Consider the following 26,398-nt stretch of genomic DNA (forward strand, 5'->3'; position numbering starts at 1 on the left):
CATGTCCGTGCTCTCAACGGCCCCCACTGAAGTGTACGAATCCGGTGACTCGGCACTTCGCGTGGTGGCCATCTCCGAGGCCAGCGAAGCCAATTGGCTGACAGTCCACCGCCTGGCTGACTGGCTGGAAGGCTGTGGCGCGGAAGGTCTTCACGGTGCCGTGCCAACGTACGATTCCGTCCTGGTGGAGTTCGATCCCGTCCTGGTATCGGCCCGCCAGGTCCGCGCCTTCGTCAAACTCGGGCTCCTTGAACTCGCCCACGCAGATGAGACGACACAAGCACCCCGGGAGTTCGATGTTCCCGTGGTCTACGGAGGCCAGTACGGTCCGGACCTGGAACGCGTCGCTGAGCACCAGGGAATCTCCGTCGAGGAAGTCATACGGCTCCATAGCGAAAAAACGTACACCGTGCGCTGCCTTGGCGCCCCGGCGGGCTCACCCATGATGGACGGGCCAGCCTTCCCCAAGCCAGTACCCAGGCTGAAGGATCCCCGCCTCAGCGTTCCGGCGGGTGCGGTGGCCGTGGCCGGCCGACAGGCGGTCATCGCCCCCGCGGTCGCCCCCGGCGGTTGGTGCGTCATTGGCCAGACACCCTTGTCCGTCCTGAACATCCGGCGTGAACCCCTGGTCCCGTATAAGCCGGGCGACATCGTCAGGTTCAGGCAGATCAGCGTGGAGGACTTCAGTGCCTACGTCGGCAGGGATCTGGAGCCGCGGTCCCTGGAAAGCCTGGAGCGCCAGCCATGAGCGCCGGGATCCTGGTTCAGCAGCCTGGGAACGCAGTGGTCACGGACCTCGGCAGGACCCGTGGCCCACGCTTCGGCCTCCCCGTCAACGGTGCGCTCGACCAGTACTCCGCCAGGGCAGCCAACATCCTGGCCGGAAACCTGGACAATGACCCCTTGGTGGAAATCACCGCGCTCGATTTCCGCATGAAAGCAAACACCGACCTCCTGATCGCCGTGACGGGTGCGCCCCTTACCCTTACGGTGGGTGGACGGCCCTGCAGCCAGTGGGAACCGGTCTCCGTACGTGCAGGCGAGTCGGTTTCCATCCGGGGAATCAACCGCGGCCTTCGTGCCTATCTGGCCGTCCATGGCTCCCTCGAGGCGGAGACGCTTTTGGGCAGCGCAGCCCCGGACACAGTGGTGGGCTTCGGGCTTCAGCTGAGGGAGGGCAGTACCTTGGCCACCCGGCGCAGCGTCGTCCCCGTACGCCAGCCGTACTTCGACCTTCCCCTTTTCCGGCTCGGCCTTGAACGGCCGAGCATGGGTTCAGACTTGTCGGTCGATGTGACCGACGGGCCGGACGTTGCCGAGTTCGGCACCTCCGGTGATCTGCTCTTCACTTCCGAGTACACCGTCAGCGGACGCAGCAACCACATCGGCCTGCGGCTCGGAGGGGAACTACCGGAAAGAACCTCCAGCGGTGAGGTGCTTTCCCGCGGCGTGCCAGTGGGCGCCGTCGAGGTCCCCTCAAGGGAAGAACTGCTGGTACTGCACCGGGGACGCGGCGTCACCGCCGGGTATCCCGTGCTCGCAGTAGTCACCAGCACCGGACTGGATGTCCTGGCCCAGGCGCGGCCAGGGGACAAAGTCCGTTTTCGGAAAACCACAGTGGCAGAAGCAACTGCCGCCCACCGGCGCTCGCGGGCCCAGCTTGAAACCCTCCGCGAATCCGTCAACACCGTCTTCGGACTCCTCGGCATCGGATGCCGTCCCCAATGGCAGGACCTGCCAGTTGCGGCATGCAGCTAAAGAACCTGTCGTAATACCTCGTAGGCGTTGCTACGCTCATCCCAGTAAGGAAAAGTCATGACCGCAAGCACCAACGCTGCGCCAACGCAGCATGAGCGGCTCACGGGCCGCCAAACCCGCAAAGTTGTCACCGCGGGTTGTGTGGGCATCTTCGTGGAACTGTACGACAACGGCATTTTCGCCTTCATGGCGGGAACCCTGGCGCTCGTCTTCCTGGCCCCTGGAAACCCGGACAACGCCCTGCTTTTCGTGTTCGCCGGATATGCGGTCTCGTTCTTCGTCCGCCCGCTGGGTGCAGTGGTCTGCGGCTACCTCGGCGACCGGATCGGCAGGCAGAAGCTACTGGTCTTTGTGATCCTGCTGATCAGCGTTGCGACGGCCGGCATCGGCCTGCTGCCCCCTTACGCCGCCATTGGCATTGCCGCACCAATTCTCCTGGTCTTCCTGCGGTTGCTTCAGGGCTTCTCCGTTGGCGGCGAAGCTGCCGGCGCCATGACGTTCCTCGCTGAGCACGCTCCCGAAGGCAAGCGCGGCATCATCACCTCCTACGCACAGATCGCCTCCTTCGCGGCGCTGCTCACCGGTACTTTGGTGGCCTACTCCATGTCGCCCTGGCTCACCCAGGCAGCGATCGACGGCGGCGGCTTCGGTTCGTTCGCATGGCGCATTCCGTTCCTGGTCGCCATCCCCATGGGCATCATCGGCTGGTACATCCGTAAAGCAATCAGCGATACCCCCAACTTCGAGAAGCTGAAGGAAGAGGGCGGTCTCTCCAAGAACCCGCTCAAGGAAGCCTTCCAGTCCAAGGAACACCGCCGCGCCATGCTGTTGGCCCTCTTCATCCCGCTGATGAACGGCTCCGGCTACTACGTCCTGTTTTCCTACATGCCCACGTTCCTCAAGGGTAAGCAGCTCAACTTCACCATCGGTGAGGCACTGCTTGTCACGGCCTGCAGCCTGGTTGTCATTTGCATCGCCATCCCCTTCATGGGTGCCCTGTCCGATCGCATTGGCCGGAAGAAGGTCATCGCCGGTTCCGCCATCGCCATGGCTGTTCTAGGAATTCCCTCCTACGCCCTCATCGCTACCGGTGAGATGGGCCTGGCCATCCTTGGCGCCAGCATCATGGCCATCGTCTTCGCCGGCCACACCGCGGTGATCCACATCCTGATCGTGGAGCTCTTCCCCACCCGCGTCCGTTACTCCGCCTATGGCCTGGGCTACAACATCTCCTCGGCCCTGTTCGGCGGTACCGCCCCGCTGCTCATGACCTGGCTGATCAGCAGCACCAACAACATCTACATGCCGGCGTTCTACGCAGTCATTACCGCCCTCGGCACGCTCATCGCGGTGAGCACCGTCAAGGACCGTGCCCACGAACCGCTCCGCGACGCCTGAAGCACCGACCACCGGCGGGCGCAGTCCACTCGGATTGCGCCCGCCCAATTCCCCACTTTGGAGGACCAATGTCTTTTTCCGACTACACCACCGCCCTCGTTACCGGAGCTTCCACCGGCATGGGTGCAGCCATCGCGGAGCGCCTGGCAAAGCGCGGACTCACCGTCCACGCCGTGGCACGCAACGCCGAACGCCTCACTGAACTTGCCGACCGTACCGGAGCAGTCCCGCATGTGGTGGACCTGACCGACACAGCCGCGCTGGCCGCCGTCGTGAGTGAACTCAAGGTGGATGTCCTGGTGAACTGTGCCGGCGTTTCCCGCCCGGGCAATATCCTGGATTCCTCGGAAGCCGACATTGACGAGCTGGTGGACGTGAACCTCCGGGGACTGCTGCAGCTGACCCGCCTGGTCCTCCCCGGCATGGTGGAGCGCGACCTTGGCCACGTGATCAACATCAGCTCGATTGCCGGCGTGTACAACTTCTACGGCCACACCGTTTACCACGCCACCAAGGCGGCTGTGCACCAGATTTCCCGGCAGCTCCGCAACGACACCGTCGGCAAGCGGATCCGCGTCACGGAGATCTGCCCGGGCCGCGTGGAGACGGAGATCTTCGGCCGCAACCTCGGCGGCACGCCGGAGGCCATGGAAGAAGCGTGGAAGACCTACTACGAAGGCTACGAATCCCTTACCACGGACGACATCGTCAACGCCCTGGACTACGCGATCGAAACTCCGCGGCACGTCAACGTTGGAATGCTCGAACTCATGCCGACGTTCCAGGTCCCCGGCGGTCTGGTGTTCGACCGGCGCTGACCTCTTCTGGTCCCGCGCCCCTTAGGTTCCGGCGGCACTCACTCCCGTCGCCGGAAATACAAGCTGGCGGCCGCGTATTCGCGGCCGCCAGCACCCGTTTAAGATGTGTATTCGCCGGGATGACGACGGCGGCTGGTTCAGTCTTGGTCCAGCGTTTCGGTCAGGTGATGCGTCGGGATCCGGTCGCGGTCGTACGTGATCTCGGTGTAACCATGGGGCTGGGGTCGCCCGTCGGAGCCAAGGTTGACGAACACGATCTCGTCGATGGTGAGGATGGCTTGCCGGGTGATCATGTTCCGGACCTCTGCGCGCATGGTCAGGGACGTCCGGCCGAATCGCTTGGCTGTCAATCCCATCTCAATGAGGTCACCCTGGACGGCCGAGCTCACGAAGTTGATTTCGGAGATGTACTTGGTGACCGCGCGGCCGTTGCCCAATTGGAGGATGGCGTAGATCGCGGCCTCTTCATCGATCCACTTCAGCAGGCTGCCGCCGAAGAGTGTGCCATTGGCGTTAAGGTCCTCGGGCCGCACCCATTTGCGGGTGCGGAAGGTGATGTCTGCTTTTTCCATAATCCGAGATTATCGAACCGGCGCAACTCCCCGCTGGATGTTGCGCCGGAGATCCTTACCTAGGCCATTGCGGTGTGCGCTGCGCTGTGTGAATCGAGCCGCTTCGAATAGCAATACGATTCCTCGACGCCAACGTAGGGACCAAAGTTGGGCACCGCAGCAAAACCCGCGCTCTCATAGAAGCTGCGTCCGTCCGACTGGGCCGACCCCGCCTCGGCTGCGATCACGCTGAAGCCGTGTGAATGGGCCTGGGCTTCAAGCGCTGCCAGGATGGAGCTCGCGACTCCCGATCCACGGGCATACGGCACCACGTACAAGCGCTTGATCTCAGCCGTCTTTTCGTCAAGCATCCTCAAACCGCCACAGCCGAGAGGCTGGCCCGAGCATTTTTCGTACGCCACCACAAAGACTGCGGTGTCAGCTTCCGACGGCGGCGGCCCGGGCTCATGGTCAGTGCTTCCGAAGCGCGTATCCAGTTCTGCCTGCTGCGCGGCCCGGAGGTCGGCGCCCACGGGGTTGGCCCACGTGACCTGCCGGATATTGAGCCGGGGGTTGGTCTGCATTTGTGCCTCGATTCGCCGGGTTTCGGGGAGGTGTCTATGCGTCTTAACCCTAGGCAGGCGGGGTTACCGTGGTGTTTCCTTCGCGTAAGCGTCCGGAGAAATGCGGGCTTCCCGTGCGTTGTGGGGCCTGCTTTGCGGGGCTTCCCGTGCGTTTGGGGCGCAGAGCGGGCCTCGCAGCGTTGGCCTACAGTGCCTCGCCCGTGGGGTCCTCGGCGGTTTGGTCCACCAAAGCCATCCCGCCCACGGGGATCTGGTCCCAGTGCAGCACCTTCCAGCCGTTTTTGGTGTCGCCTTCCAACGCCACGATTCCGGTGTTGGGTAATTGGTGCGTTTGGGCGAATACGGTGTCGATGTCAGTCGCCCTTCGTCCGGCCCAGCAACGGATGGCGGCGCCGTGACTGACGATCACCGCCGTCCGGTGTCCGGCGGCCACCACCTCCTCTACCGATGCGTCGAAGCGGGCGAAGAAGTCGTGACCGTTGAAAGCTCCGGGCATTCGCACGTCCAAGTCGCCGTCAGTCCAGGCGAAAACAGTGTTCATGTAGCGCAGGTGCGACTCGTGATCTGTCTTCTTCTCCAGGCTGCCGGCCTCAATCTCGTGGACTCCGGCCAGAATGGTTGGGTGCAGGCCGGTCGCTTTTGCCAGCGGAAGCACAGTGCGCTGGGTGCGGAGGAGAATAGAGGTGTACAAGGCATCGATGGTTTCATCTGCCAGCGCTTCCGGCAGCGCGGCCGCCTGGCGTTCCCCGAGCGCAGTCAACCCTGGACCGGGAAAGGCCGTGTCCAGCTCACCTGCGACGTTGCCGGGGGTTTGTCCGTGCCTGATCAACAGGAGCTTCATGGTGCTCCGCTCCTAACGTTGTTCCTTTGGGGATGCTTCTTCCCGGTGCTGCTTCTTTTCTGCCCGGTAGTCTCCAGCCAATCAGCCGCCGGGGTCCTGAAACAGCCCGACACGCCGTGTCCTCAGCCTCGTGACGAGAGCCCTTGAGCCAAGACATCGGGAGACCCGGCCGCTAACCGTGGAAGCCTTCGAGCTACCACGGCCCGGTTAAAGCACGACGGCGGGCGGGGCACCTGGCCCCGCCCGCCGTCGTCGAGCGTTTGTCGCTGAAGCGTGTTTACTTCAGGTGGTCCACCAGCTTGTCGGCGATGCCCGTGTACTTGCCCGGGGTCAGCGCAAGCAAGCGTGCCTCGGCGTCAGCGGAAAGCCCGAGGCTCTGGACGAATTCCTGCATGCGGGCGCCGTCCACGCGCTGCCCACGGGTGAGGTCCTTGAGGCGTTCGTACGGGTTCTCCATGCCTTCGACGCCGGCAATGGCTTCGGCGCGCATGACCATCTGGATGGCTTCGCCCAGGACTTCCCAGTTGGTATCGAGGTCGCCTGCCAGGACTTCCTCGGCTACGTCCAGTGCCTTGAGGCCCTTGGCGACGTTGGAGATGGCAAGCAGTGAGTGGCCGAAAGCCACACCGATGTTGCGCTGGGAGGAAGAGTCGGTCAGGTCGCGCTGCCAGCGGGAAGTCACCAGCGTTGCCGCCAATGTGTCCAGAAGGCCGTTGGAGATCTCCAGGTTGGCTTCGGCGTTCTCGAAGCGGATCGGGTTCACCTTGTGCGGCATGGTGGAGGAACCCGTGGCGCCGGCGACCGGGATCTGGCGGAAGTAGCCGATGGAGATGTAGCTCCAAATGTCTGTGCAGACGTTGTGCAGGATGCGGTTGAAGCGGGCGATGTCGGCGTACAGTTCGGCCTGCCAGTCGTGGCTTTCGATCTGCGTGGTCAGCGGGTTCCAGGTGAGGCCCAAGCCTTCAACGAAGGACTTTGCCACAGCTTCCCAATCAGCGCCCGGCACGGATGCGACGTGGGCGGCGTAGGTGCCGGTGGCTCCGTTGATCTTGCCAAGGAACTCGGTCTTGGCAATGCGTGAGAGCTGGCGGTTCAAGCGGTGCGCGATGACGGCCAGTTCTTTGCCGAGCGTGGTGGGGGTGGCGGGCTGGCCGTGCGTACGGGACAACATGGGCACTGAGCGGTTTTCTTCCGCCATGGCCTCGATCTGCTTCACCAATGCAGTGGCGTTGGGCAACCAGACGTCCTCCACGGCACCCTTGATTCCCACGGCGTAGGAGAGGTTGTTGATGTCCTCGGAGGTGCACCCGAAGTGGACCATGGCAGTCAGGTTCTCGATGCCAATCGCCGGCAGGCGGCGGGCGATGTAGTACTCGACGGCCTTGACGTCGTGAACCGTGACAGCCTCGATCTCGGCGAGCTCATTGACCGACGAAGCATCGAATTCCGTGACGATGGCCCGCAGCTGCGCAATCTGCGACTCGGAGAGCGGGCCGGCGCCCGGAAGAACGGACTGGCTGGTCAGGTGGATGAGCCACTCAACTTCGACATGAACGCGATCGCGGTTCAGCGCGGCCTCGGACAAGTAGTCAACGAGAGGTGCGACGGCGGCACGGTAGCGGCCATCAAGGGCGCCAAGGGCCAGGGGTTCGGAAGCGAGGGACACACGAGGGGATTCAGCCATGGTCCCTATTCTTTCATGCTCGGCGCAGAGGCCGGGGTCGATGACGGCGCTATGTGGATGACCGTCAGGTTATCCACATACGCAACTTCGTTCCTTCCTTCCGTCTCTGCCCATCCGTAGCGTTTTGGGTACCAATCAGCAGAACGACCACTGGAGTACACCCGCCATGAGCTTCGGCTTGATGCCTGCCGCCACCCCACCAACTTTCGATCCTTCGGAATGCGCCTCCCGCAGCCACGAAGTCCAGAGGCTCGCATGGCGAATGAAGGCTTGTGTTGACCAGGCAGACAGTGTCCTCGCATCCCTGCGGAAGCTGCAGCTGGACGAATGGCAGTCCCCGGCCGGACGGGCTTTCCGGACCACGGTTGCCGTCCATGCCTCCGCGCTGATGCGGACCAGGGAAGGGCTTGACGGCGCAGCAGCTGCGGTCCTGCGGCATTCGCAGAATGTCTCCGTCTCCGGTGAGAGGGGGAAGTGATGGCTGACGCAGCTCCCATTGGGGCTGGAGCAGCGCCGAGGCCTTCACCGCCGCCGCCGGACGGCAGCCTCCGTATTCAGGGGGGAGTGGGCGGCATCTCTTTCCAGCTGGAAGAACTGGTGCGCGGAGCAGATCAGCTCGACGCCATGGCAGGGCAGCTGCTGGATATCGAAGAAGAGGCACGTCGCGTTCAGGATGCACTCATGCCGTATCTCTCCGATTCCTTCGATTCAGGCTGTCTCGCCATCGACGAGGTAGCCGAAAGCCGCAAAGACGCAGGCCGGTTGCGCCAGGCCCTGGGCGACGTCAGCGCAAGCGTACGGGCCAGCCACCGGGATTATGCGGAAACTGAAGCGGGGAACACACGACTCCATCTTCTTGGGCCAGGGGCGATGATGTTCCCGGACCCGGGTCACCTCTTCCCCCTCGGACGTGACCTCACTGAGGACATCTTGAACCTTTTAGTCAGCCCGGGTCTTGAAGCGGAGCAAGTACTCGGCCTGATGGTGGGCTCGCCGTTGCTGGCAGCTTTTCAGCCCCGTCCAGTCAGCGTGACGAAGGTCGGAGAAACCGCCGAGGACGTGCAGCCTTCCATGGCCGGGAGTCTCCGCCGCCTTGAGAAGGTCTACGACAGGAACAACGGTGAGATTGAGGTTATTGGGTTCGACAACAGCGGTTCATCTTCCTGGATGGTCCTGATTCCGGGCACGCAACCCAATACGCCCTCAAGCAATCCTTTCGACATCCAGGGAATCGGCGAAGCAGTCGGCTATCGCTCCGCGGATGTCGCTCCTGCCGTGGCGCAGGCCTTGCGTGAAGCGGGGGCGGAGGCAGGGGACCAGGTGGTGGCGGTAGGGCACAGCCAAGGCGGCGTACACGCCATGAACTTGAGCCGGGACAAGGCGTTTCTCAGTGAGTTCGACCTCAAATTTGTTCTTACTGCGGGGGCGCCGGTTGGGGGCATCGTTCCAGAGCCCGGCATCAGTTCCCTTCACTTGGAGCACGTGCAGGACTGGGTCCCGGGAACAGATGGCCACATGAACCCGGACACCAAGGACCGGGTGACGGTAACGCTGACCGAGCACGTTCAGACGCCTGAAGGGGAAGGACCAGGCTTGGGCCCTGGGCACAACCAAGAGAACTATGCGAAGGGAGCCGAACTGGTCGCGGCCAGCGACGATCCATCGTTGGTTGCATCCACTGCGGCGTTCGCCGGCGTGGTCGGAGTTGGCGGCGCAGCGAAGGTCACCAGGTTCAAGCTCACCCGAGATCCGCTCCCTGATCGCCGGAACAGCATGACGGTGCCCGGCCTTCCCGAATCACGGTCTACGGCTGGTTCCCGATGATTCCTACCGCTTGCGTGCGCCCGGAATGAGTCCCGCCACCATGGAGATGATGCTGATGATGATCGATGCCAGGATCGCAGTCCAGAAGAAGGAGTCAAGGGTCAGGTGCACCGGTGTGAAACTGCTCAACCATGCAGTGAGGTACAACATTGCCGCGTTGATCACGATCGTAAAAAGGCCCAAGGTCAGGATCGTCACCGGCAGCGAAAGAATCTTCACCAAGGGGCGAACGAATGCGTTGACCACGCCGAAAATGAGCCCGATGAACAAATACGCCAAAATGATGCCGGCGGTGTCGGCGCCCTGCGTGAGCCCTGCATTTGCCGCGGCTGACTCCGTGGCGCTGGTAGTAATGTCCATGCCCTGCAGCAACCAGGTAGCAACCCAGAGAGCCAGCCCATTAATGAGGACGCGGATGATGAATGAACCCATGGGTCCATCGTTCCACATGCACCTGTGCCGTGGCTGGGCGGCTTTGCAGGCCACTCCGCTGGCGGCAAGGGTACAAGTAGGCTTGAAGCCATGACTACTACTGACAACGCACCGGAGGGCGTACTCCCTCGACCGGTCGTGGACAGGCTTCCCAAATACGCTGCAGGTAAACCGCCAGCAGCCATCGAAGGCCTCACCAGCTACAAATTGTCGTCCAATGAAAACCCGCTGCCCCCGATTCCTGCAGTGTTGCAGGCAATCGCGGACCAGTCCGATATCAACCGCTACCCCGACCCCTTGGCGACGAAGCTCAGGACCGCCCTTGCAGGATTTCTGGATGTCCCGGCTGACGATGTCGTCACCGGCGCCGGTAGCCTCGGGGCACTGAACCAGATCCTTGCCACGTTCGCCGGTCAAAATGACGATGGCAAAGCCGATGAAGTGATCTATGCCTGGCGTTCGTTCGAGGCTTACCCCATCTGTGTAGGCCTCGCAGGCGCTGCCAGCGTGCAGATTCCGTTGCTGGCAGACGGCCGGCACGATCTCGACACCATGGCAGCGGCAGTTACTGTCCGCACAAAGGTGATCCTCCTGTGTACGCCCAACAATCCCACCGGGCCCATCCTCGCCGCTGAGGAAACGGAGCGCTTTATCCGCTCCGTTCCGCCGCATGTGGTGGTGGTTATCGACGAGGCCTATCAGGAATTCGTCCGTGACCCTGAAGCTGTGGACGGCATTAAGCTGTACCGGAAATACCCCAACGTGATAGTTCTGCGGACATTTTCCAAGGCCCACGGGCTTGCTGGGCTGCGCGTGGGATACAGCGTGTCAGGCCCGGCTCTCACCCAACACCTCCGGGTGACGGCTACGCCCTTTGCGGTATCGCAAATCGCGGAACGCGCCGCTGTTACCTCGATCGAGAATTTCGACCAGGTTGTGGAAAGGGTACAAAGCCTCGTGACTGAACGGGATCGGGTAACGGCTGGGTTGCGGGACCTGGGATGGTTTGTCCCCGAGGCCCAAGGCAACTTCATTTGGTTGAATCTGGGTGAAAACAGTGCCGAGTTTGCAGCCTTGGCTGCTGAGCAGGCGTTGTCTGTGCGTGCCTTCGCCAATGAGGGGGTCCGTGTCAGCATCGGTGAGGTGGAAGCCAACACCCGATTCCTGAATCTCTGTGCAGGTTATACAAAGGCGCCGCTGGGTTCCTAGCGGTTAACAAATGCGGAATCCGAACTTACTGCCGATAAAGTAAGGGACGAAAGCCAAAAGTATGCCCGTTCCGGAATGCATTCCGGAACGGGCATATATCCCAGCGACAGACATTGCCCGGCGGCCAGCCATGGCAAAGCAAGGAGACGGAATGGGCTCGACACAACTGCCCCCCGGGACGGAAGAATCTCTCGCGGCCACCACCGCGTTGGCAGCCGCGCCAGGCGAAGCTACGGACATGGTGCAGTTGCTCGGACCCGACGGGACGTTGGGCTCGGACCCAATCTTCTCTGACTACGCCAAGCGGATCGATCCGGAAAAGCTCCGCGTCTTCTATACGGACATGGCAAAGATCCGTCGCTTCGACCAGGAATCCACCGCGCTCCAGCGCCAGGGCGAGCTCGCCCTTTGGGTTCCTCTGACGGGCCAGGAAGCCGCGCAGATCGGCTCCGGTCATGCCAGTCAACCGCAGGACTACATTTTCCCCACGTACCGTGAGCACGGAGTGGCCCTCGTCCGCAACGTGGACCTGGCGGAGTTGTTGAAGCAGTTCCGTGGCGTGTCCAACGGCGGCTGGGATCCGCGCGAAAACAACTTTCACCTGTACACGCTGGTACTCGCAGCGCAAACGCTTCACGCCGTGGGCTATGCCATGGGCGTCCAGCGCGACCAGAAATCAGCGGCAGCTGCGGATTCAACCGACCCCAAAGCCGCCGTCATGGCCTACTTCGGCGATGGCGCCAGCTCCGAGGGCGATGTCCACGAGTCCATGGTGTTCGCAGCCTCCTACAACGCACCGGTTGTGTTCTTCTGCCAAAACAACCACTGGGCAATCTCGGTACCCACTGAGGTCCAAACCAAGGTCCCGCTGTCCAACCGCGCCAAGGGCTATGGTTTCCCCGGTATTCGTGTGGACGGCAACGATGTCATAGCTGTCCATGCAGTCACTGAGTGGGCCCTCGAGCACGCTCGCGAAGGGCGGGGCCCGGTCCTGATTGAGGCCTACACCTACCGGGTTGGCGCACACACCACGGCGGATGATCCCACCAAGTACAGGGAATCTGCCGAAGAAGCTGCCTGGCGCGAGAAGGATCCGCTGGACCGCCTGGAAAAGTACCTTCGTGCCGAAGGTCTTGCCGACGACGCGTTCTTCGACCAGGTCAAGGCCGACGGCGACGAATTGGCCAAGTACGTTCGCAGCACCACGCACGGGCTGGAAGTTCCGGACATCCGCCAAGCGTTTGCCAGTGTCTACGCCGAGCAGCATCCGCTGATTGCAGAGGAATTGGCCTGGTTCGAGGAGTACTCGGCGGGCTTCGAGAGCGACCAGGAGGCAGCCAACTGATGGCGACAATGACCATTGCCAAGGCCGTCAATGAGGGCCTCCGCGCAACCCTGACGAAGAACCCCAAGTCGCTCCTGATGGGCGAGGACATCGGCCACCTGGGTGGCGTCTACCGGGTGACCGATGGCCTCATCAAGGAATTCGGCGACGACCGCGTCCTTGACACCCCACTGGCTGAGTCCGGCATCGTGGGCACTGCCATCGGACTTGCCCTACGGGGATACTCGCCAGTGTGTGAGATCCAGTTCGACGGCTTCGTCTACCCGGCCTTCAACCAGATCACCACCCAGCTTGCAAAAATCCATGCCCGGAGCCTGGGCAAGCTGACTGTTCCTGTTGTCATCCGAATTCCGTACGGCGGAGGCATCGGCTCCATCGAGCACCACTCCGAGTCGCCGGAAGCACTGTTTGCCCACACCGCAGGCCTGCGCATCATCAGCCCTTCCAATGCCCATGACGCTTACTGGATGATCCAGAAGGCCGTGGAGTGCCAGGACCCGGTGATCTTCTTCGAACCAAAGCGCCGGTATTGGCTCAAGGGCGAGGTCGATGTCGAGAGCCCGGGCCTTTCCGAGGACCCGTTCAAGGCCCACGTCGTCCGTGAAGGTACCGACGCCACCATCGTTGCGTACGGCCCGTTGGTACCGGTTGCGTTGGCTGCAGCAAATGCCGCCACTGAGGATGGACGGAGCATCGAGGTCATCGATCTCCGCTCCATTTCCCCCTTGGATTTCGACACGGTGGAAGCCTCGGTCAAGAAGACCGGCCGGTTGATTGTCGCCCACGAGGCCCCAACTTTCGGCGGGATCGGCGGTGAGATCGCGGCCCGCATCAGCGAGAGGGCGTTCCTGCACCTCGAAGCGCCGGTAATCCGTGTGGGCGGCTTCCACATGCCTTATCCGGTCGCCAAGGTGGAGGAGGACTACTTGCCGGACATCGACAAGATCCTTGAAGCCCTGGACCGCTCCCTGGCCTACTAGAACCCGCCCTGATCCTGCCCGGCTTCGCTGCCTGGTAACCGGAAATCGAGGACCACTGTGACTGTAAAGAAATTCAACCTGCCGGATGTCGGAGAAGGCCTGACCGAGGCCGAGGTAGTCGCCTGGAAGGTCAAGCCCGGCGACACCGTTGCCATCAACGACGTCCTCTGCGAGATCGAGACCGCCAAGTCCCTCGTCGAGTTGCCGTCCCCCTTTGCCGGCACGGTCACTGAGTTGTTGGTGGAGGAAGGCATCACGGTCGAGGTGGGCACGGCGATCATCGCCGTTTCGGAGGGCCAGGAAGGCGCCCCCAGCGCCGCGCCGCAGGCTCCCGCCGCCCAGGAAGGCGCCGCCGGGGAGGTCTTCACCCCCGTCTACGGCAAGCTCACCGCAGAGGCCGGGGAGCAGCCCGCCGGCGGTCCGTTGGTCGGTTCGGGGCCCAAGGCCGACGCCGTGAAACGCCGTGCCCGCAAAAGGCCGGCCGGCGCAGTGGTTGAGGCTTCCGGGGTCGCCGAAAATGCCGAAGGAGCCGTTCAGGACAACCAGGCGGTCCTGGCAGCAAAAGCAGCCGAGACGCCGGTTCCGCATCGTCCGACGGCGGCACGCGCCGTCGTTGAACCCGTACAGCAGGCGGCGACAACCCCGGCTGTACAGCAGCCGGCCGCGACCCGCGGTGCCGCCATTAGCGGCACCATCAGCGGGTTGGTCAACAAGGTCCTCGCCAAGCCGCCGGTAAGGAAGTTTGCCCGTGATCTTGGCATCGACCTTGCTGACGTCGTCGCCACCGGGCAGCGCGGCGAGGTGACCAGGGAGGACCTGGTGAGCTACCAAGCCCAGCGCGATGCCGAACACGATCAGGCAGACACTTTCTGGGGTGCTTCGAGGAAGCCGCAGGACCAGCGGGTGGAGCGCTTGACGGTCAAGGGCGTGCGCAAAGCCACCGCCAAGGCCATGGTGGACTCCGCATTCTCCGCACCTCATGTGAGCATTTTTGTGGATGTTGATGCCAGCCGGACCATGGAGTTCGTCAAGCGGCTCAAGGTTTCCCGCGATTTCGAGGGCATCAAGATCTCGCCGCTGCTCATCCTCGCCAAGGCGGTCATCTGGGCAGCCGCCCGCAACCCGAGCGTCAACGCCACGTGGGTGGAGGACGCTGATGGCAAGGGTGGTGCCGAGATCCAGATCAAGCACTTCATGAATCTGGGCATCGCCGCAGCAACCCCGCGTGGGCTCATGGTTCCCAACATCAAGGATGCCCAGGACCTTTCCCTCAAGGAGCTGGCCCTGGCACTTAATGAGCTGGCTACCAAGGCCCGGGCAGGCAAGACGCAGCCCGCCGAGATGCAGGGCGGAACGCTGACCATCACCAACATCGGCGCCCTGGGCATTGATACGGGCACTCCGATCATCAATCCGGGCGAGGTGGCCATCATTGCGTTTGGAACCATCAAGCAGAAGCCGTGGGTGCTGGACGGCGAAGTAATTCCGCGCTGGATCACCACCTTGGGCGGTTCCTTCGACCACCGCGTGGTGGACGGCGACCTCTCGGCACGCTTCATGGCAGATGTCGCGGCCATTCTCGAAGAACCGGCGCTGTTGCTTGATTGACCAGAAGGCAGAACCGGTTCACACACCTCCGCAGCTGCTGACAGGACCGTGGCGAACCTTCGCGCGGATTCTGACTGAGGTTTTCCAGCCGCCGGTTGTTGTGTTGGTCCTGCTCTTGATAAGCCCTGCGATCGAACCCGGCTTTCCACGCACCATGGGTTTCGGGCTGCTGGGTGCCTTCTTCGTGTGCATCCTTCCGCTTGCCTATGTGCTGGTGATGGTGAAGCTGGGCCGGATTTCGGACCACCATGTCAGCGACCGAAGGCAAAGGCCGGCGCTGCTCTTGATGACGCTGGTCTCTGTCGTGGCGGGTTTGGTGGTGCTGCAGTTGCTCGGCGCGCCGGTGAGCGTGTCGGTGATGATCATCGCGCTGATCGGCGGCATTGCGGTTTTGGCCGTAGTCAGCGCCTTCTGGAAGATGAGCGGGCACGCCTCCGCCCTCGCGGCGGCGGTGGTTATCGCTGTCCTCATGTTCGGTCCAGCGTGGCTTCCACTGTTCGTCCTCGTCCCGGCTGTGGGGTGGTCCCGTTTGGTCCTTCGCGCCCACACCCTGGCCCAGGTCATCGCAGGGTCCCTCTTTGGCGGCATCGTCATCGCAGGACTGTGGTGGCTGCTGCGGGAGCTGATGCTGTAGGAGCGACCGGCCTAGAAGGCCACCGCCTGACCTGCCCGGACCACCTTGATCGGTGACGGCCGGTCCACCACCAACTGGGGTATTGAGTGGGCAGCGAATTCCAGCCGGTCGGAGCTTCCAGGCCTGGAGAAGCCGGCAACTGCCGCCGAGCCAACAAGTTCTGCCCCGGCTGCTGTAGCGATCCGGAAGCACCGCTCCAATTCCGCGTCAGTCATGGCTCCAGTCCGGTAACCCAGCAGGTGAGCGCGATCCATCATGCTTCCTGACCCGAAGGGCGACCAGGCATCGCGAACACCGTCCGACCCCAGGGCAACCCGGACACCGTATTTTTCCAGCAGGTCCAGGGCGGGAACGGGGTCGGCTCCAAGCGCGCAGGTGGCCATCCACATCCCGGCGGTTGCCATTGCGTCAAGCGTTGCCCCAAGTTCTGCTTGCGAGGTCTCGCAGAGCGCAAAGCCGTGGCCGACGGTAGCCCGCCCCTGCATTCCTTCCGCCACGGTGCGTTCGGCGATCGTCCGGATCTGGGACAGGCCCTCCTGGCCGCCGTCGTGAAGGTGTATATCCAGGTCCCTTCCGTATTTGCCTGCGAGTCCAAAGACGGCGTCCAGGTGACCCTCCAGGTCTCCGTCCAGTGACAGGGGATCAATCCCGCCCACAAGGTCCGCCCCCTCAGTCAGGGAGGCTTCCATGAGTTCCAGTGTGCCCGGGTTGCTGAGCAGGCCGAACTGCGGAAACGCAACGATCTGTACATCCAGGTAGGGGGCCAGTTGCTCGGCTGCGGCCCGCACGCCGTGGACGTTACGCAGGCCGATCTGCGGAGCAATGTCCACGTGGGCGCGCATCGCCATGGTCCCATTCATGACGGCCTGCTTCATCAGGGCAAGAGCGCGTTCCTCAACGGTGGTCTGGAACGCGAGCTGGGTGCGGAGGTCATTATCTATGAAGTCCCTGAGGCTGTGCGCTGTTTGCCTGGACAGCCAAGGACTGCCCCACGAGGTCTTGTCGGGGTGGATATGCGCATCCACGAAGCCTGGAGTGTGCAGAACGTTTTGCCCATGGCCGGGTTGTGCGTGGGTTGGGCTGAGCCGCGAGAGTGTAGTCATCGATGTCCCTTCTGTGCTTGATGGTATACCAGTGGAGGTCCGAGCTGACCTCTATCCAGAATCTCAAGCCGCTCCGCAGCGCCAGAGCGCGCTCACCCGCGTCACGAACCCAATTTTGGAATACCAAACTATGTACATCGCGCTCTCCGCGCCCTAATCTAATGAACATCATTCATTTATGTGATGCGGATCGCATCAAGGAGGCGCCATGTATCCCACCCCAACAGCCGTCCCGGAGGCTCCGACGACGGAACCTGCGCTGAGGCGCGTTCTCGGGCTGCCGTCGCTTGTTGCCTTCGGCCTGACCTCCATGGGCATCCTGTCCGTGGTGGCGGTGTATGGAGCAGGAACCGAGATCAGTGACGGTCATCTGCCTGCCGCCTACGTCGCCGCCTTGGTCGCGATGCTGTTCACCGCGCACAGCTACGGCCAGATGGCGCGCCATGTTCCTGTGACCGGCGGGGCTTATGCGTATGCGTCCAGTGCTTTCGGCAAGCCGGTCGGCTTCCTGGTGGGGTGGGCCATGATGCTGGATTACTTGTTCCTGCCGATGGTGAACTTCCTGTTGTTCGGCCTCTATCTCAACAGCCTGGTACCAGGCATCCCGCCCCAGCTCGCAGTCCTGGCGTGTCTGCTGGTCGTTGGACTCTTCAGCGTGATTGGCGTCGGGTGGATCAAGAAGATGAATCTCGTCGTGGTGGGCGCTTCGGTCCTGGTCATCCTGGCCTTTGTTGTTCTGGCGGTCCTAAATGCCCCGGAACTCTCGGTGGAAAGCCTCGTTCGGCCCTTGACTCCTGGCGAGGGCGGGATTGCGCCTGTTATGGCCGCGGCCGCTATCGTCGCCTTTGCTTTTCTGGGGTTCGACGGCGTTTCCACACTCTCGGAGGAAACGCGCCATCCCAAGCGGGACGTTCCGCGGGGCATCATCTTGTCCACGCTTTTCGCCGGCTTGGGCTACACGTTGTTTTCGGTGGCGGGCAGCCTGATCGCCCCGGACTGGCGGTCGATTGCGAATCTCGACGCGGCGGGGACCGAACTCATGCAGCGTGCCGGGGGAGATGTCCTGATGGTGGTGTTCGTGCTGGTGAACCTCGGTGGCTTGGTGCTCTGCGGCACGGCGGCCCAAATGAGCGTCAGCCGGGTCATCTACGCCATGGGCAGGGACCGCATCCTGCCCGGTGTGCTTGCAAAACTCCAGCCGCGTTTCCGTACGCCCTTCGTCGCGGCCCTGCTGGTTTCCGCGGTGTCGCTGGTGGCGTTGTTCATCACGCTGGAACAAGCGGTCTACATGATCAACTTCGGAGCGTTGATCGCCTTCGCTGTGGTGAACCTTGCCACCATCAAGGTCCTGTTCTTCGACCTGGGAAGGCGGGGGTTCCGGGGAACGGCACGGAATCTGGTCCTGCCTGTCCTTGGGTTCGCGTCCGTTGCCTGGCTATGGACGTCCCTGGCTTGGTTTACGTACCTGCTGGGTGCTGCATGGCTTGTTGTGGGACTCGTCGTTTTCCTCGTCCGCCGGCGGCGCACGGGCGGCCAGCAGACCCTGGACTTCGGCTAGAACGCCGGGTAGTTGACCAACAGCGCCTGGAGTTCGGTGGTGGACATATTGTTGGCCAGCTCTACGCTGATGCCCATCGCGACTGCGGCCACCGTGACCATGGCTACGCACGCCAGGGAGAGGAAGCGCCAATCCTTGCGGAATACGCTGCCTATGGTTTCCGGCATCTGCAAGCCCGGCGTGATCATGTTGGGAGCGCTGTCCCAGGACCCGTCGTCCAGCATTGCGATGATCCGGTTGTTGGCGCGGTCGTAGCGCATGGTGCTGATGTTGTTGCCGTGACGGGCAAGCAGGATGTCGTGGCCCACGCGCTGGCGAGGCTGCAAAGTAAGCAAGAATGTTCCCCTGAAAGTGAGATGTGAAGGTGGCGCACGCCATTGGGGGCATCTCAATTTTATAACGATGGCATCAGGGGCTTGGGCCGCAGAACGCCGAAAGCCGGGTGAGTCTCCCCACCCGGCCGCGTGATTCAGCTCGCTTTACGGCTGGTCCGTCTTGGCAATGTAGACGTCGCAGGGGGCGGTATGCGCAACGGTGTTCGCCACGCTGCCAAGGACGCGCCCCAGTCCCTGCATGCGTCGGTTGCCCACCACGATCAGCCGGGCATCATGGACTTCGGCTTCTTTGACCAAGGCTTCGCCTGGCTTGCCGCGCGCTGCCGAATAGGTCACTTCGAGGCCCTCATGCGCGAGGCGCTCGGCAACGGTGCGGGCAACGGTTTCGGCTTCCGCGGCATCGGAGACGATCCACTTGTCCGTGCCGATCTCGACTACCTCCGTACGGTTGCTGTCGAAGGCGCTGACAACCCGCAGGCTCGCTCCCAGTCCAAGGGCCAGCTGTTGCGCTGCCTGTGCCGCCCTCATCGCTGTCTCGCTGCCGTCGACTCCGACAATCACAACTCCGGTCATTGTGCTGCTCCTTCACTGGTGGCTTGGATGGCTTCTGCCAGGACAGGCGCCAGGCGTCGCACGCCTTCGGCAATCGTATCCGGCGGCACGGCACTGAAAGCCAGGCGTAGTTTGTTGGAGGGACCGTCGGCGGGCGAGAAAGCCGCGCCCGGGATGAAGACGACGCCGGCGTCGATGGCCTTCCCGAGCAGCGGATAAGTATCCACGTCTTCGGGCAAGGTGACCCAGACGAAGAACCCGCCGGCAGGCCTGGTCCACGTAAGGCCCGCAGGCATGTACTCCTCAAGCGCCGACAGAAGGGCCTCGCAACGCTCGGCGTACAAGGTTCGGTAGGTATCGATTTGGCCTTTCCAGTCGAAGTCGCGGAGATATGCCGAGACGAGCATCTGGTTCAAGGGTGGCGGGCACAGCGTCACGGCTTCGGAAGCCAAGTAGAAGCGCCGTTGCAGATGGGCGGGCACCAGGGCCCAGCCGATGCGGAGACCGGGAGCAAAAATCTTGGAGAAGGAGCCCAAGTAGATCACATCGTCCGGGTTGTCCGCGCGCATGGGAGTGATCGGGTGGCCATCGAACCGAAGGAGCCCGTAGGGGTTGTCCTCGAGCACAATAATATTCGCGCTACGGCATATATCGACGATCCGTTGGCGGCGCTCCTCCGCCAAGGTAATTCCGGAAGGGTTGTTGAAGTTCGGGATTGTGTAGAGGAACTTGATGTTCTTGCCCTCTGACTGGAGCGCCGCGATCCTGGCCTCAAGAAGCTCAGGTACCAGGCCGTCGTCGTCCATTTCCACCGGTTCCACCTGCACCTGGTAGGCCTCGAACGTGTTCAAGGCGCCCACGTAGGTGGGATTTTCGACCAGCACGACGTCGCCGGGGTTGCAGAAGACCTTGGTGGCGACGTCCTGTGCCGACTGGGATCCCGCGGTGATGACGATGTTCTCGGGAAGGGCGTTGGTGATTCCCTCGGCGGCCATGATTTCGCAGATCTGCGCGCGCAGTTCTTCCGTCCCCTGGCCCCCGCCGTATTGCAGCGCGGTCATGCCTTCTTCGGCGATGATCCGCGCGGCGGTCTGGCCGAGCTTTTCCAAGGGCAGGGACTGAAGGTAGGGATTGCCTCCGGCCAAAGAGACAAGCCCCGGCTGCATGGAGATGTCGAAGACATCCCGGACAGCGGATTGCTTGATGTTGGCGGCCCGCGCAGAGAACAATTCCTCGTGCGGGTGAGCGGCCGTGGCGGCCCGCTCAATGGCGTCGATGGCTTCAGCGGGCAGCGTTGCGCCGGCATCCAGTGTTTCGTGGGTCACAGTCACAGGATACTCCTCGATGTTGCTAGTGAGGCAACACTTGTTTTCAAATCTAATACGTTTTTCCGCGCATGCTTTACGGCACGGGCGGCAGCGGTTGGAATGTAGCTATGACAGCGCACCGGGGATCCGTGACCAAAGCCCAACATTTCCATAAACTCCACGACGCCGGACCGACTCCCCTGGTGTTGGTCAACGTCTGGGACGCGGCTTCCGCGCGGGTGGTTCAGGAAGCGGGTGCGACGGCGATCGCCACCTCAAGTTCGGCCGTGTCCTGGAGCTTGGGCTTCCGGGACGGCGACCACGTGCCGTGGGGCTTGGCGATGGCCGCGCTGGGACGGATCGCCGGAGCCACCACCTTGCCTGTGACGGCGGACATCGAGACTGGTTACGGGCGCACCGACGACGAGCTTCGCGCCACCATCCACGCAGTCCTGGACGCCGGTGCCGTGGGGATCAACATCGAAGACTCGGCGACGGACCCGCTCACCGACATCGATGAGCAGTCACGCAGGATCGCCATCATCCGCCTGGTTGCCGACGAGCGCGAAATACCGCTGTTCATCAACGCCCGCACTGACACGTACCTGTCGGGCCAGTTCCCGGACTCGGCCTACGACGAAACCCTGAAGCGTGCCGAGTCGTACCTGACCGCAGGGGCCGACGGAATCTTCGTGCCCGGCGTCGTTGACCTGCACGTCCTGCACGAGCTTTCCAGCCGGATCGCGGCTCCCCTCAACGCGCTGGCCGGTGTGGGCGCGCCGTCGCCCCTTGAACTGCACGACGCCGGCGTCCGGCGGGTCAGCATCGGAGGCAACACCGCCAAAGCGGCCTACGCCAAAGTTGCCCGCGTTGCCACCGAGATCCTCGGTGACGGCAATTGGTCCGGCCTCGCCGGTACCCGCAGCCACGACGAAATGGACGCGTTGTTCGAGCAGGGGCCCAAGTACAGCCTGTAGGTGATTCGGTAAGTGACGCACGACGGCGGCACCTGGCTTTAATGTCGGACCCCGCCGATACCGTGGGAACCATGGTCGAAGAGGGGAGGCTTCATGGCACGGCGCAGTGTGCAGTTCTGGCGGATCGAGCAGCTGAATGGAGATGAGCTCAGCCGTCCTTTTCCTGCCCGGCGCGTCGCGGAGGTTTTGAAGAGGGCCCAGGACGCCGGGACGGACCGGCACTTCACCGGCGCTGACGGGACGGTGATGATCGCCCAAGCGGTGGCATCCTCGCCGTACCCTGTGCTGCTTCTGGACCGGGTCCGGGAAGCCAATCTACCTAGTGTTGGCGATGCTCTCGGCCGTCGTAAGCCTCTTCCCTTGGCTCCGGGTGACCATCTGTTGGAGACCACCTACTTCGCCTTCCTCAAGCGCAATGTCATGGCCGTGCTGACCAGCGGAAATGGCCCACGGGCATCGCGGATGGGGGAGTACCTCGACGGCATGTTGGGATTGGAGCCCACCCTGGTGCCGGTAGTGAGGGAGGACGTCGAGGAAATCCTCACCCGGCTTGAGGTGAGCCGTTTCGAGTTCGCCCTGCCCGCCGAGCGCCTGTCGGGAAAGCTCATGGAAGGGGAGTGGGCTGATGTGCTGGAGAGTGCCTCCCGCTTGATGAACCAGGGAACCTTCCGGATTTCCTTGAGTGTGGGCAGGTCCGGAAATGCCGATGAAAAGCGTGGCATCCGGGAACGCATTCAACGGCTGATCGATCTCTTCCGGGAGGCCGGCTCGGTGGAGCATTTCGATTATGTCGTGGCGGAGGGGAAGGACTCCCTCACGGGGGACCGCGAGGTGGTGGACTTGCTGAAGGAACGGTTCATTTCGCACATTGAGGTTGACCCGGATGTTTTCAACGATCCCGGGAAGTCCGCCGCCGAGGCCATTGCCAACCTCAACAAACAGGCGCGCGATAACGAGGCCTTCTTTGCCAGGACGCTCCCGGACACCAAGGGAACTGCCGATTCGGGCCTCGTCCCTGACCTCGTCGCGGGAGGAATGGCCACTGTCCGCGCGGCCCTCATTGCGGCCACTGAACCGAACGACGGAGCCGGTCATGAGCTTGTACGAGGTTGATGTCAACCGTACTGGGCGCCGCAACCCGTTGTGGCGATGGTTCCTGCTGCATCCAATGGCCGACTACCTTTGGGCTGCCCTGGCGGTCCTGCTCTGGGTAGGCATCGCTGCCGTGGCCGGCCAACCGCTGATCCTGGAACATGTTGATCCCGGTGCGCGGCGTACCCTGTTCCAAACCTTCGCCACGTTGGCCGGCGCTACGGCCGGGCTCACCCTTACGAGCGTTTCCATGCTGATCAACGTGCTTGGAAAGAAGGCTGCGCCGGGCCAGCGGGAACTTCCCTTGGAAAGGCTCTCGGCAACCCACCGCCGTCAGATCGGCGAGATCTTCCTCTTCGCCATTCCAGGGCTTGGCCTCCTGGTGATTGCAGCGTTGGTCACCGTAGTCCTTGAAGGAGACGGGCCCAGGGGCCTGTGGATCCCCGAGGCCGTGGCGTTCGTGCTGGCCGTCGCCTCGGTGCTGTCCTTGCTGCGCGTGGCCTGGGCCCTGAGGCGGGTACTGGCGATCGCGACAGCCTAGCCGCCGCGGCCGGGCCCCGCCCCGCGAATACGTCGTTGCCCCGCAATTCCGTCGCGGCCCAACAACGCAGCAGCGGCCCAACAACGCAATAGCGGCGCAGGAGCGATTACCTTTTGGCAAGCTTCTCTTGGAGGGACAGTTTTACCGTCTTCCACTCGCTGTCGATGATGGAGAACACCACCACGTCCCGAATGGTCCCATCACGCCACAAATCGTGGTTGCGCAGAACGCCGTCCTGCTTGGCGCCCAGTCGAGCCACCGCAGCTCGTGATGCTTGGTTGTGCCAGTGGGTCCTGAACTCAACGGCGATGCAATCCAGCGCCTCGAAAGCCCGGGTGAGTAGAAGCAGCTTTGCCTCGGTGTTGATGGCAGTCCGCTGTGCGCTTTTTGCCAGCCAGGTGGAACCGATTTCCAACCGCCTGTTGTCAGTCCGGATGTTGCAGAAGGTGGTCATTCCACAGATTTCCCCGGTATCCGTCCGCCGGATGGTCCACGGCATCATGCTCCCCGCTTCCTGCAGCGCGAGCCGCTTGTGGATCTCGCTCAGCATCTGGTCCGGTGCCGGAATGCGGGTGAACCACGTGTTCCACATCTGGCCGTCTTCGACAGCCCTGCACAGTCCGTCGAGGTGTTCTTCGGCCAAAGGTTCCAAAGTTACGTGGCGTCCGGTCAAAGTTGCTGGCTCCGCAAAGGTCATGGCGCCAGCCTAGCTCCCATCACCGAACACTTAGCGCCTCCGTCAGTGTGCGGCCATTGACGTAGATCTCAGCCCGCGAAGCTCCCGTGGCGGACACGACCGTGTGGATCAGCTGGGCCTGGATGCGTGGAACGTCGCAAACCCCGGCGGGCCGCAGGGAGCCGCTGAGGTTCACTACCACTGTGGAACCGTTCATGTAGCCGGACAGGAATTTGAGCGAAGAACCGGCGAGCGAATCGTAGAGTGCAGCGTCGCTGTCCACTGGCATCCCTGCTTCCAGCAAGCGTCCCAGTGCCACGGACAGCGGATCGCCGGGAACCGCCACACCGCGCACTGGAACCAAGCTGTCATTACAGCCGAAACGGACGCCGCGCGCACCGCCGTCGTCGATTGCGACGTAGTAGACCGCGGGACCGTCGGCGTCCATCTCCGCAGCTATGGCCGTGGCCGTCGGTTCAGGGGCGCTGGTGCCAGGCACAGGCGAAGGCTCGACGGCGGGAACCGGCTGCGTTGCAAGCGGCCCGGCAGTGCCCGGAGTAGCCGGCGACGGTGCCGGAGCTGCAGAGGGGGACGGGGGAGGCTCAGCCGGAACTGCGACCGAAGGAATGCCCGGAGCAGGGACGGTCGAGGCCACGGGGGAAGAAGCCGTGGGCGACGGTGCAGCAGGCGAAGACGGGGCGGGCAAAGGCACGGATACCGTGGGCACGGGGCTCAACGTTGGGAGAGGGGCAGCGTCCGGAACCGGTGTGCAGCCGACCACCCAGAGACCGAAAGCGAGGCAGGCAGCCGCGATCGTCGTCGTGCTGTTGATTCCCCGTCCGGTACGCATGACAGCCCCGCGCTCCTGTCCGTCCACCTGTACGTCCAACGTTAGGACGGTGCGGCGCCACAAAACATGCCGCTACGGTGACGGTTCGGACAAGAGTTGATCACGCCCCAGGAGCCAGCCGCCTGGAACTGGGTGGGCAGACACGGAAAATGCCCCCGCCCCGCAAACCGCGGAACGGGGGCATCAATCCGGTAAGACTAGGCTGCTGCTTCTTCGTCATCCTGCACGGAGGTGAGGGGCTCGAAGATGCCCTTGATCTGCTCAACGACCTCGGCGTCGTCCTTGGGGTGCAGTTCGGCGAAGCGGATCATGGAACCCGGAACGGCAAGCTTGACGTCTTCCAGGACCTTGGCGCCGGCGATGCCGACAGCCTTGCGGGCCTCGTCCTGGGCCCACACGCCGCCGTACTGGCCAAAGGCGGTTCCGACGACGGCGGTCGGCTTCCCCGAGAGGGCGCCGGCGCCGAACGGGCGGGACAGCCAGTCGATGGCGTTCTTCAGCGATGCCGGGACGGTGCCGTTGTGCTCGGGGGTGACCAGGAGGATGGTGTCGGCCGCAGAGGCAGCCTCGCGGAGGGCGGCGGCTTCGGCGGGAACCTGGCCTTCGACGTCGATGTCTTCGTTGTAGAAGGGGATGTTGCCCAGGGAGTCGTGGATCTGGACTTCCACGTTCTCCGGGGCGTTCAGCTGGATGGCTTCGGCGAGCTTCTTGTTGTGGGAATCGGCGCGCAGGCTGCCGACGAGGGTGAGGACGGTGCTCTTGGACATGGTGTCTCCTTGTGTCGGGCCGGGCTGAGGGTACCCGGCCTGCGGTTGGTGGGGCTTTGGAGCCTTCACCGATACTAAACGGACTACGGTCCGGTTTCTATTCCCGGGTCTAGAATGTTTCTTGTGAGCTTCATCCCCCTCCAGCCGGATGCGCCATTGGGGACGCCAGGGCTGCCGCACGAACGCAGCGACGCCGCGCGGAACCGCGAGCGCCTGCTGTGCGCTGCCCGGGAGCTGGTGGACGAGTTTGGTGCTGACGCACTGACGATGGATGCCCTCGCGTGCAAAGCGAAGGTGGGCAAAGGGACAGTCTTCCGCCGTTTCGGCAGCAGGGCAGGGCTCATGATGACCCTGCTGAGCGATGCGGAGTCGGACTTCCAGCGTGCCTTCATGTTCGGGCCACCGCCGTTGGGGCCGGGCGCTTCGCCGAAGGACCGCTTGGTGGCGTTTGGTGAGGGCCGGATCTATTTCGTCCTGGAAAACGGTGAGTTGCTGAAGGCGGCCGGTGCTGCGACACGCAACAGATTCGATGTCCCGGCGACGAAGCTTTCGCATCGGCACATGGAGGTTCTGCTGCGGGAGGCCGGCATCGCAGATCCCTGGGTCATGGCGATGTCCCTGACGTATGCCTTGGACCCGGAGCGGATCGTCGACGATGTCCGGACGCGTGGGATTTCACCCACGCGGCTCACGGATTCGTGGGGCGAGCTCATCACGCGGCTCCTGGAGGACAAATAGCCTCGGGTCGCACCGCCCTTGGGCTGGGCGGCGGCGCATAAGTGCCGCCGTCGTCGTTTTCGTGACGCAAGCTGCACATAACAATCTGGCCGCAGGCGTTAAAGTGGCGTCGTTGAAGCAAAACGTGAAGCACTTATTGTGGTAGTTTCCTCTTGAATGTGACCCATGCCATACATGGCCGGTGATCACTGAAGGGGCGTTGGGGGAGCCAAACCACCCGCTGCGCCCATTCGCAG

The 26,398-nt window shown here is 63.0% G+C and carries 28 protein-coding genes; 16 read left to right on the forward strand and 12 right to left on the reverse strand.

What is annotated here, in order from left to right; genetic code table 11:
- Window position 1: 1 nt before the first annotated feature.
- The 4 genes from ACFUOZ_RS16855 (at window position 2) to ACFUOZ_RS16870 (ending at window position 3,974) form a co-directional block, all read left to right on the forward strand.
- A complete protein-coding gene (locus tag ACFUOZ_RS16855) occupies window positions 2-748 on the forward strand; it encodes an allophanate hydrolase subunit 1 (protein WP_377550194.1) in 747 nt (248 codons plus the stop codon).
- A complete protein-coding gene (locus ACFUOZ_RS16860; RefSeq protein WP_377550196.1) occupies window positions 745-1,758 on the forward strand; it encodes a biotin-dependent carboxyltransferase family protein in 1,014 nt (337 codons plus the stop codon). The genes ACFUOZ_RS16855 and ACFUOZ_RS16860 overlap by 4 nt, the downstream gene beginning before the upstream one ends.
- 57 nt (window positions 1,759-1,815) lie before the next feature.
- The gene (locus ACFUOZ_RS16865; protein ID WP_377550198.1) at window positions 1,816-3,156 is read left to right on the forward strand and encodes an MFS transporter; all 1,341 of its coding nucleotides are present in this window, start codon (window positions 1,816-1,818) and stop codon (window positions 3,154-3,156) included.
- Window positions 3,157-3,224: 68 nt separating this feature from the next.
- Window positions 3,225-3,974, forward strand: a complete 750-nt coding sequence (locus tag ACFUOZ_RS16870; RefSeq protein ID WP_377550200.1) for an SDR family oxidoreductase — start codon at window positions 3,225-3,227, stop codon at window positions 3,972-3,974.
- Between the two features lie 137 nt (window positions 3,975-4,111).
- Here ACFUOZ_RS16870 and ACFUOZ_RS16875 read toward each other — a convergent pair whose 3' ends face one another.
- The 4 genes from ACFUOZ_RS16875 to purB all read right to left on the reverse strand — a co-directional run bounded on the left by ACFUOZ_RS16875 (window position 4,112) and on the right by purB (window position 7,634).
- A complete protein-coding gene (locus ACFUOZ_RS16875) occupies window positions 4,112-4,546 on the reverse strand; it encodes an acyl-CoA thioesterase (protein WP_377550202.1) in 435 nt (144 codons plus the stop codon).
- 59 nt (window positions 4,547-4,605) lie between these two features.
- A complete protein-coding gene (locus ACFUOZ_RS16880; RefSeq protein WP_262276433.1) occupies window positions 4,606-5,109 on the reverse strand; it encodes a GNAT family N-acetyltransferase in 504 nt (167 codons plus the stop codon).
- A 184-nt stretch (window positions 5,110-5,293) separates the two neighbouring features.
- Entirely contained in the window at window positions 5,294-5,950 is a 657-nt protein-coding gene (locus ACFUOZ_RS16885; protein ID WP_377550204.1) for a histidine phosphatase family protein, read from the reverse strand.
- A 277-nt stretch (window positions 5,951-6,227) separates the two neighbouring features.
- Window positions 6,228-7,634 carry an adenylosuccinate lyase gene (gene purB, locus ACFUOZ_RS16890; protein WP_144662089.1) on the reverse strand — a complete coding sequence of 469 codons (1,407 nt, stop codon included), beginning with the start codon at window positions 7,632-7,634 and terminating at the stop codon, window positions 6,228-6,230.
- A 166-nt stretch (window positions 7,635-7,800) separates the two neighbouring features.
- On the opposite strand from purB, the gene ACFUOZ_RS16895 reads away from it, so the two are divergent.
- Window positions 7,801-8,112 carry a hypothetical protein gene (locus ACFUOZ_RS16895; RefSeq protein ID WP_377550206.1) on the forward strand — a complete coding sequence of 104 codons (312 nt, stop codon included), beginning with the start codon at window positions 7,801-7,803 and terminating at the stop codon, window positions 8,110-8,112.
- The gene (locus ACFUOZ_RS16900) at window positions 8,112-9,458 is read left to right on the forward strand and encodes a hypothetical protein (protein WP_377550208.1); all 1,347 of its coding nucleotides are present in this window, start codon (window positions 8,112-8,114) and stop codon (window positions 9,456-9,458) included. The genes ACFUOZ_RS16895 and ACFUOZ_RS16900 overlap by 1 nt, the downstream gene beginning before the upstream one ends.
- 3 nt (window positions 9,459-9,461) lie before the next feature.
- On the opposite strand, the gene ACFUOZ_RS16905 is transcribed toward ACFUOZ_RS16900, so the two are convergent.
- Entirely contained in the window at window positions 9,462-9,890 is a 429-nt protein-coding gene (locus ACFUOZ_RS16905) for a phage holin family protein (RefSeq protein ID WP_377550210.1), read from the reverse strand.
- Window positions 9,891-9,980: 90 nt separating this feature from the next.
- Between ACFUOZ_RS16905 and ACFUOZ_RS16910 the strand changes: the two genes are divergently transcribed.
- The 5 genes from ACFUOZ_RS16910 to ACFUOZ_RS16930 all read left to right on the forward strand — a co-directional run bounded on the left by ACFUOZ_RS16910 (window position 9,981) and on the right by ACFUOZ_RS16930 (window position 15,666).
- Window positions 9,981-11,099 (forward strand): histidinol-phosphate transaminase, encoded by a 1,119-nt coding sequence (locus ACFUOZ_RS16910; protein ID WP_377550212.1) that lies wholly within the window; start codon window positions 9,981-9,983, stop codon window positions 11,097-11,099.
- Between the two features lie 151 nt (window positions 11,100-11,250).
- Entirely contained in the window at window positions 11,251-12,444 is a 1,194-nt protein-coding gene (gene pdhA, locus ACFUOZ_RS16915; protein WP_377550214.1) for a pyruvate dehydrogenase (acetyl-transferring) E1 component subunit alpha, read from the forward strand.
- Window positions 12,444-13,424 (forward strand): alpha-ketoacid dehydrogenase subunit beta, encoded by a 981-nt coding sequence (locus ACFUOZ_RS16920; RefSeq protein ID WP_377550216.1) that lies wholly within the window; start codon window positions 12,444-12,446, stop codon window positions 13,422-13,424. The genes pdhA and ACFUOZ_RS16920 overlap by 1 nt, the downstream gene beginning before the upstream one ends.
- Window positions 13,425-13,481: 57 nt before the next feature.
- Entirely contained in the window at window positions 13,482-15,032 is a 1,551-nt protein-coding gene (locus ACFUOZ_RS16925; protein WP_377550218.1) for a dihydrolipoamide acetyltransferase family protein, read from the forward strand.
- Between the two features lie 37 nt (window positions 15,033-15,069).
- Window positions 15,070-15,666: a phosphatidic acid phosphatase gene (locus ACFUOZ_RS16930; protein ID WP_377550316.1), complete on the forward strand. Its 597-nt coding sequence runs from the start codon at window positions 15,070-15,072 to the stop codon at window positions 15,664-15,666.
- A gap of 11 nt (window positions 15,667-15,677) precedes the next feature.
- Here the strand turns inward: ACFUOZ_RS16930 and ACFUOZ_RS16935 are convergent, their stop codons facing one another.
- Entirely contained in the window at window positions 15,678-16,769 is a 1,092-nt protein-coding gene (locus tag ACFUOZ_RS16935; RefSeq protein ID WP_377550220.1) for an amidohydrolase, read from the reverse strand.
- Window positions 16,770-16,977: 208 nt separating this feature from the next.
- On the opposite strand from ACFUOZ_RS16935, the gene ACFUOZ_RS16940 reads away from it, so the two are divergent.
- Complete coding sequence (locus ACFUOZ_RS16940) at window positions 16,978-18,327, forward strand: APC family permease (RefSeq protein WP_377550222.1); 1,350 nt, start codon at window positions 16,978-16,980, stop codon at window positions 18,325-18,327.
- On the opposite strand, the gene ACFUOZ_RS16945 is transcribed toward ACFUOZ_RS16940, so the two are convergent.
- The 3 genes from ACFUOZ_RS16945 to ACFUOZ_RS16955 form a co-directional block, all read right to left on the reverse strand.
- On the reverse strand, window positions 18,324-18,635 hold the full coding sequence (locus ACFUOZ_RS16945) for a hypothetical protein (RefSeq protein ID WP_377550318.1): 312 nt from the start codon (window positions 18,633-18,635) through the stop codon (window positions 18,324-18,326). The two genes, ACFUOZ_RS16940 and ACFUOZ_RS16945, sit on opposite strands and share 4 nt — an antisense overlap.
- Before the next feature lie 171 nt (window positions 18,636-18,806).
- The gene (locus ACFUOZ_RS16950; protein ID WP_377550224.1) at window positions 18,807-19,235 is read right to left on the reverse strand and encodes a universal stress protein; all 429 of its coding nucleotides are present in this window, start codon (window positions 19,233-19,235) and stop codon (window positions 18,807-18,809) included.
- The gene (locus tag ACFUOZ_RS16955) at window positions 19,232-20,539 is read right to left on the reverse strand and encodes a PLP-dependent aminotransferase family protein (protein WP_377550320.1); all 1,308 of its coding nucleotides are present in this window, start codon (window positions 20,537-20,539) and stop codon (window positions 19,232-19,234) included. Before ACFUOZ_RS16955 ends, ACFUOZ_RS16950 begins: the two co-directional genes overlap by 4 nt.
- Window positions 20,540-20,649: 110 nt before the next feature.
- Here ACFUOZ_RS16955 and ACFUOZ_RS16960 point away from each other — a divergent pair, with 110 nt between their 5' ends.
- The 3 genes from ACFUOZ_RS16960 (at window position 20,650) to ACFUOZ_RS16970 (ending at window position 23,131) form a co-directional block, all read left to right on the forward strand.
- On the forward strand, window positions 20,650-21,498 hold the full coding sequence (locus ACFUOZ_RS16960; protein WP_377550226.1) for an isocitrate lyase/phosphoenolpyruvate mutase family protein: 849 nt from the start codon (window positions 20,650-20,652) through the stop codon (window positions 21,496-21,498).
- A gap of 93 nt (window positions 21,499-21,591) precedes the next feature.
- On the forward strand, window positions 21,592-22,611 hold the full coding sequence (locus ACFUOZ_RS16965; protein ID WP_377550228.1) for a hypothetical protein: 1,020 nt from the start codon (window positions 21,592-21,594) through the stop codon (window positions 22,609-22,611).
- A complete protein-coding gene (locus ACFUOZ_RS16970) occupies window positions 22,592-23,131 on the forward strand; it encodes a hypothetical protein (RefSeq protein WP_377550229.1) in 540 nt (179 codons plus the stop codon). Before ACFUOZ_RS16965 ends, ACFUOZ_RS16970 begins: the two co-directional genes overlap by 20 nt.
- A 106-nt stretch (window positions 23,132-23,237) precedes the next feature.
- On the opposite strand, the gene ACFUOZ_RS16975 is transcribed toward ACFUOZ_RS16970, so the two are convergent.
- From ACFUOZ_RS16975 to ACFUOZ_RS16985, 3 genes are all read right to left on the reverse strand, one after another.
- On the reverse strand, window positions 23,238-23,828 hold the full coding sequence (locus tag ACFUOZ_RS16975; protein WP_377550231.1) for a GNAT family N-acetyltransferase: 591 nt from the start codon (window positions 23,826-23,828) through the stop codon (window positions 23,238-23,240).
- Between the two features lie 19 nt (window positions 23,829-23,847).
- A complete protein-coding gene (locus tag ACFUOZ_RS16980) occupies window positions 23,848-24,657 on the reverse strand; it encodes a GerMN domain-containing protein (RefSeq protein WP_377550233.1) in 810 nt (269 codons plus the stop codon).
- A 197-nt stretch (window positions 24,658-24,854) separates the two neighbouring features.
- Window positions 24,855-25,424 (reverse strand): NAD(P)H-dependent oxidoreductase, encoded by a 570-nt coding sequence (locus tag ACFUOZ_RS16985; RefSeq protein WP_377550235.1) that lies wholly within the window; start codon window positions 25,422-25,424, stop codon window positions 24,855-24,857.
- A gap of 123 nt (window positions 25,425-25,547) precedes the next feature.
- Here ACFUOZ_RS16985 and ACFUOZ_RS16990 point away from each other — a divergent pair, with 123 nt between their 5' ends.
- Entirely contained in the window at window positions 25,548-26,162 is a 615-nt protein-coding gene (locus ACFUOZ_RS16990; protein ID WP_377550237.1) for a TetR/AcrR family transcriptional regulator, read from the forward strand.
- Window positions 26,163-26,398: the final 236 nt, after the last annotated feature.

It is taken from the genome of Paenarthrobacter sp. NPDC057355 (assembly GCF_042667405.1).
Lineage (GTDB): Bacteria > Actinomycetota > Actinomycetes > Actinomycetales > Micrococcaceae > Arthrobacter.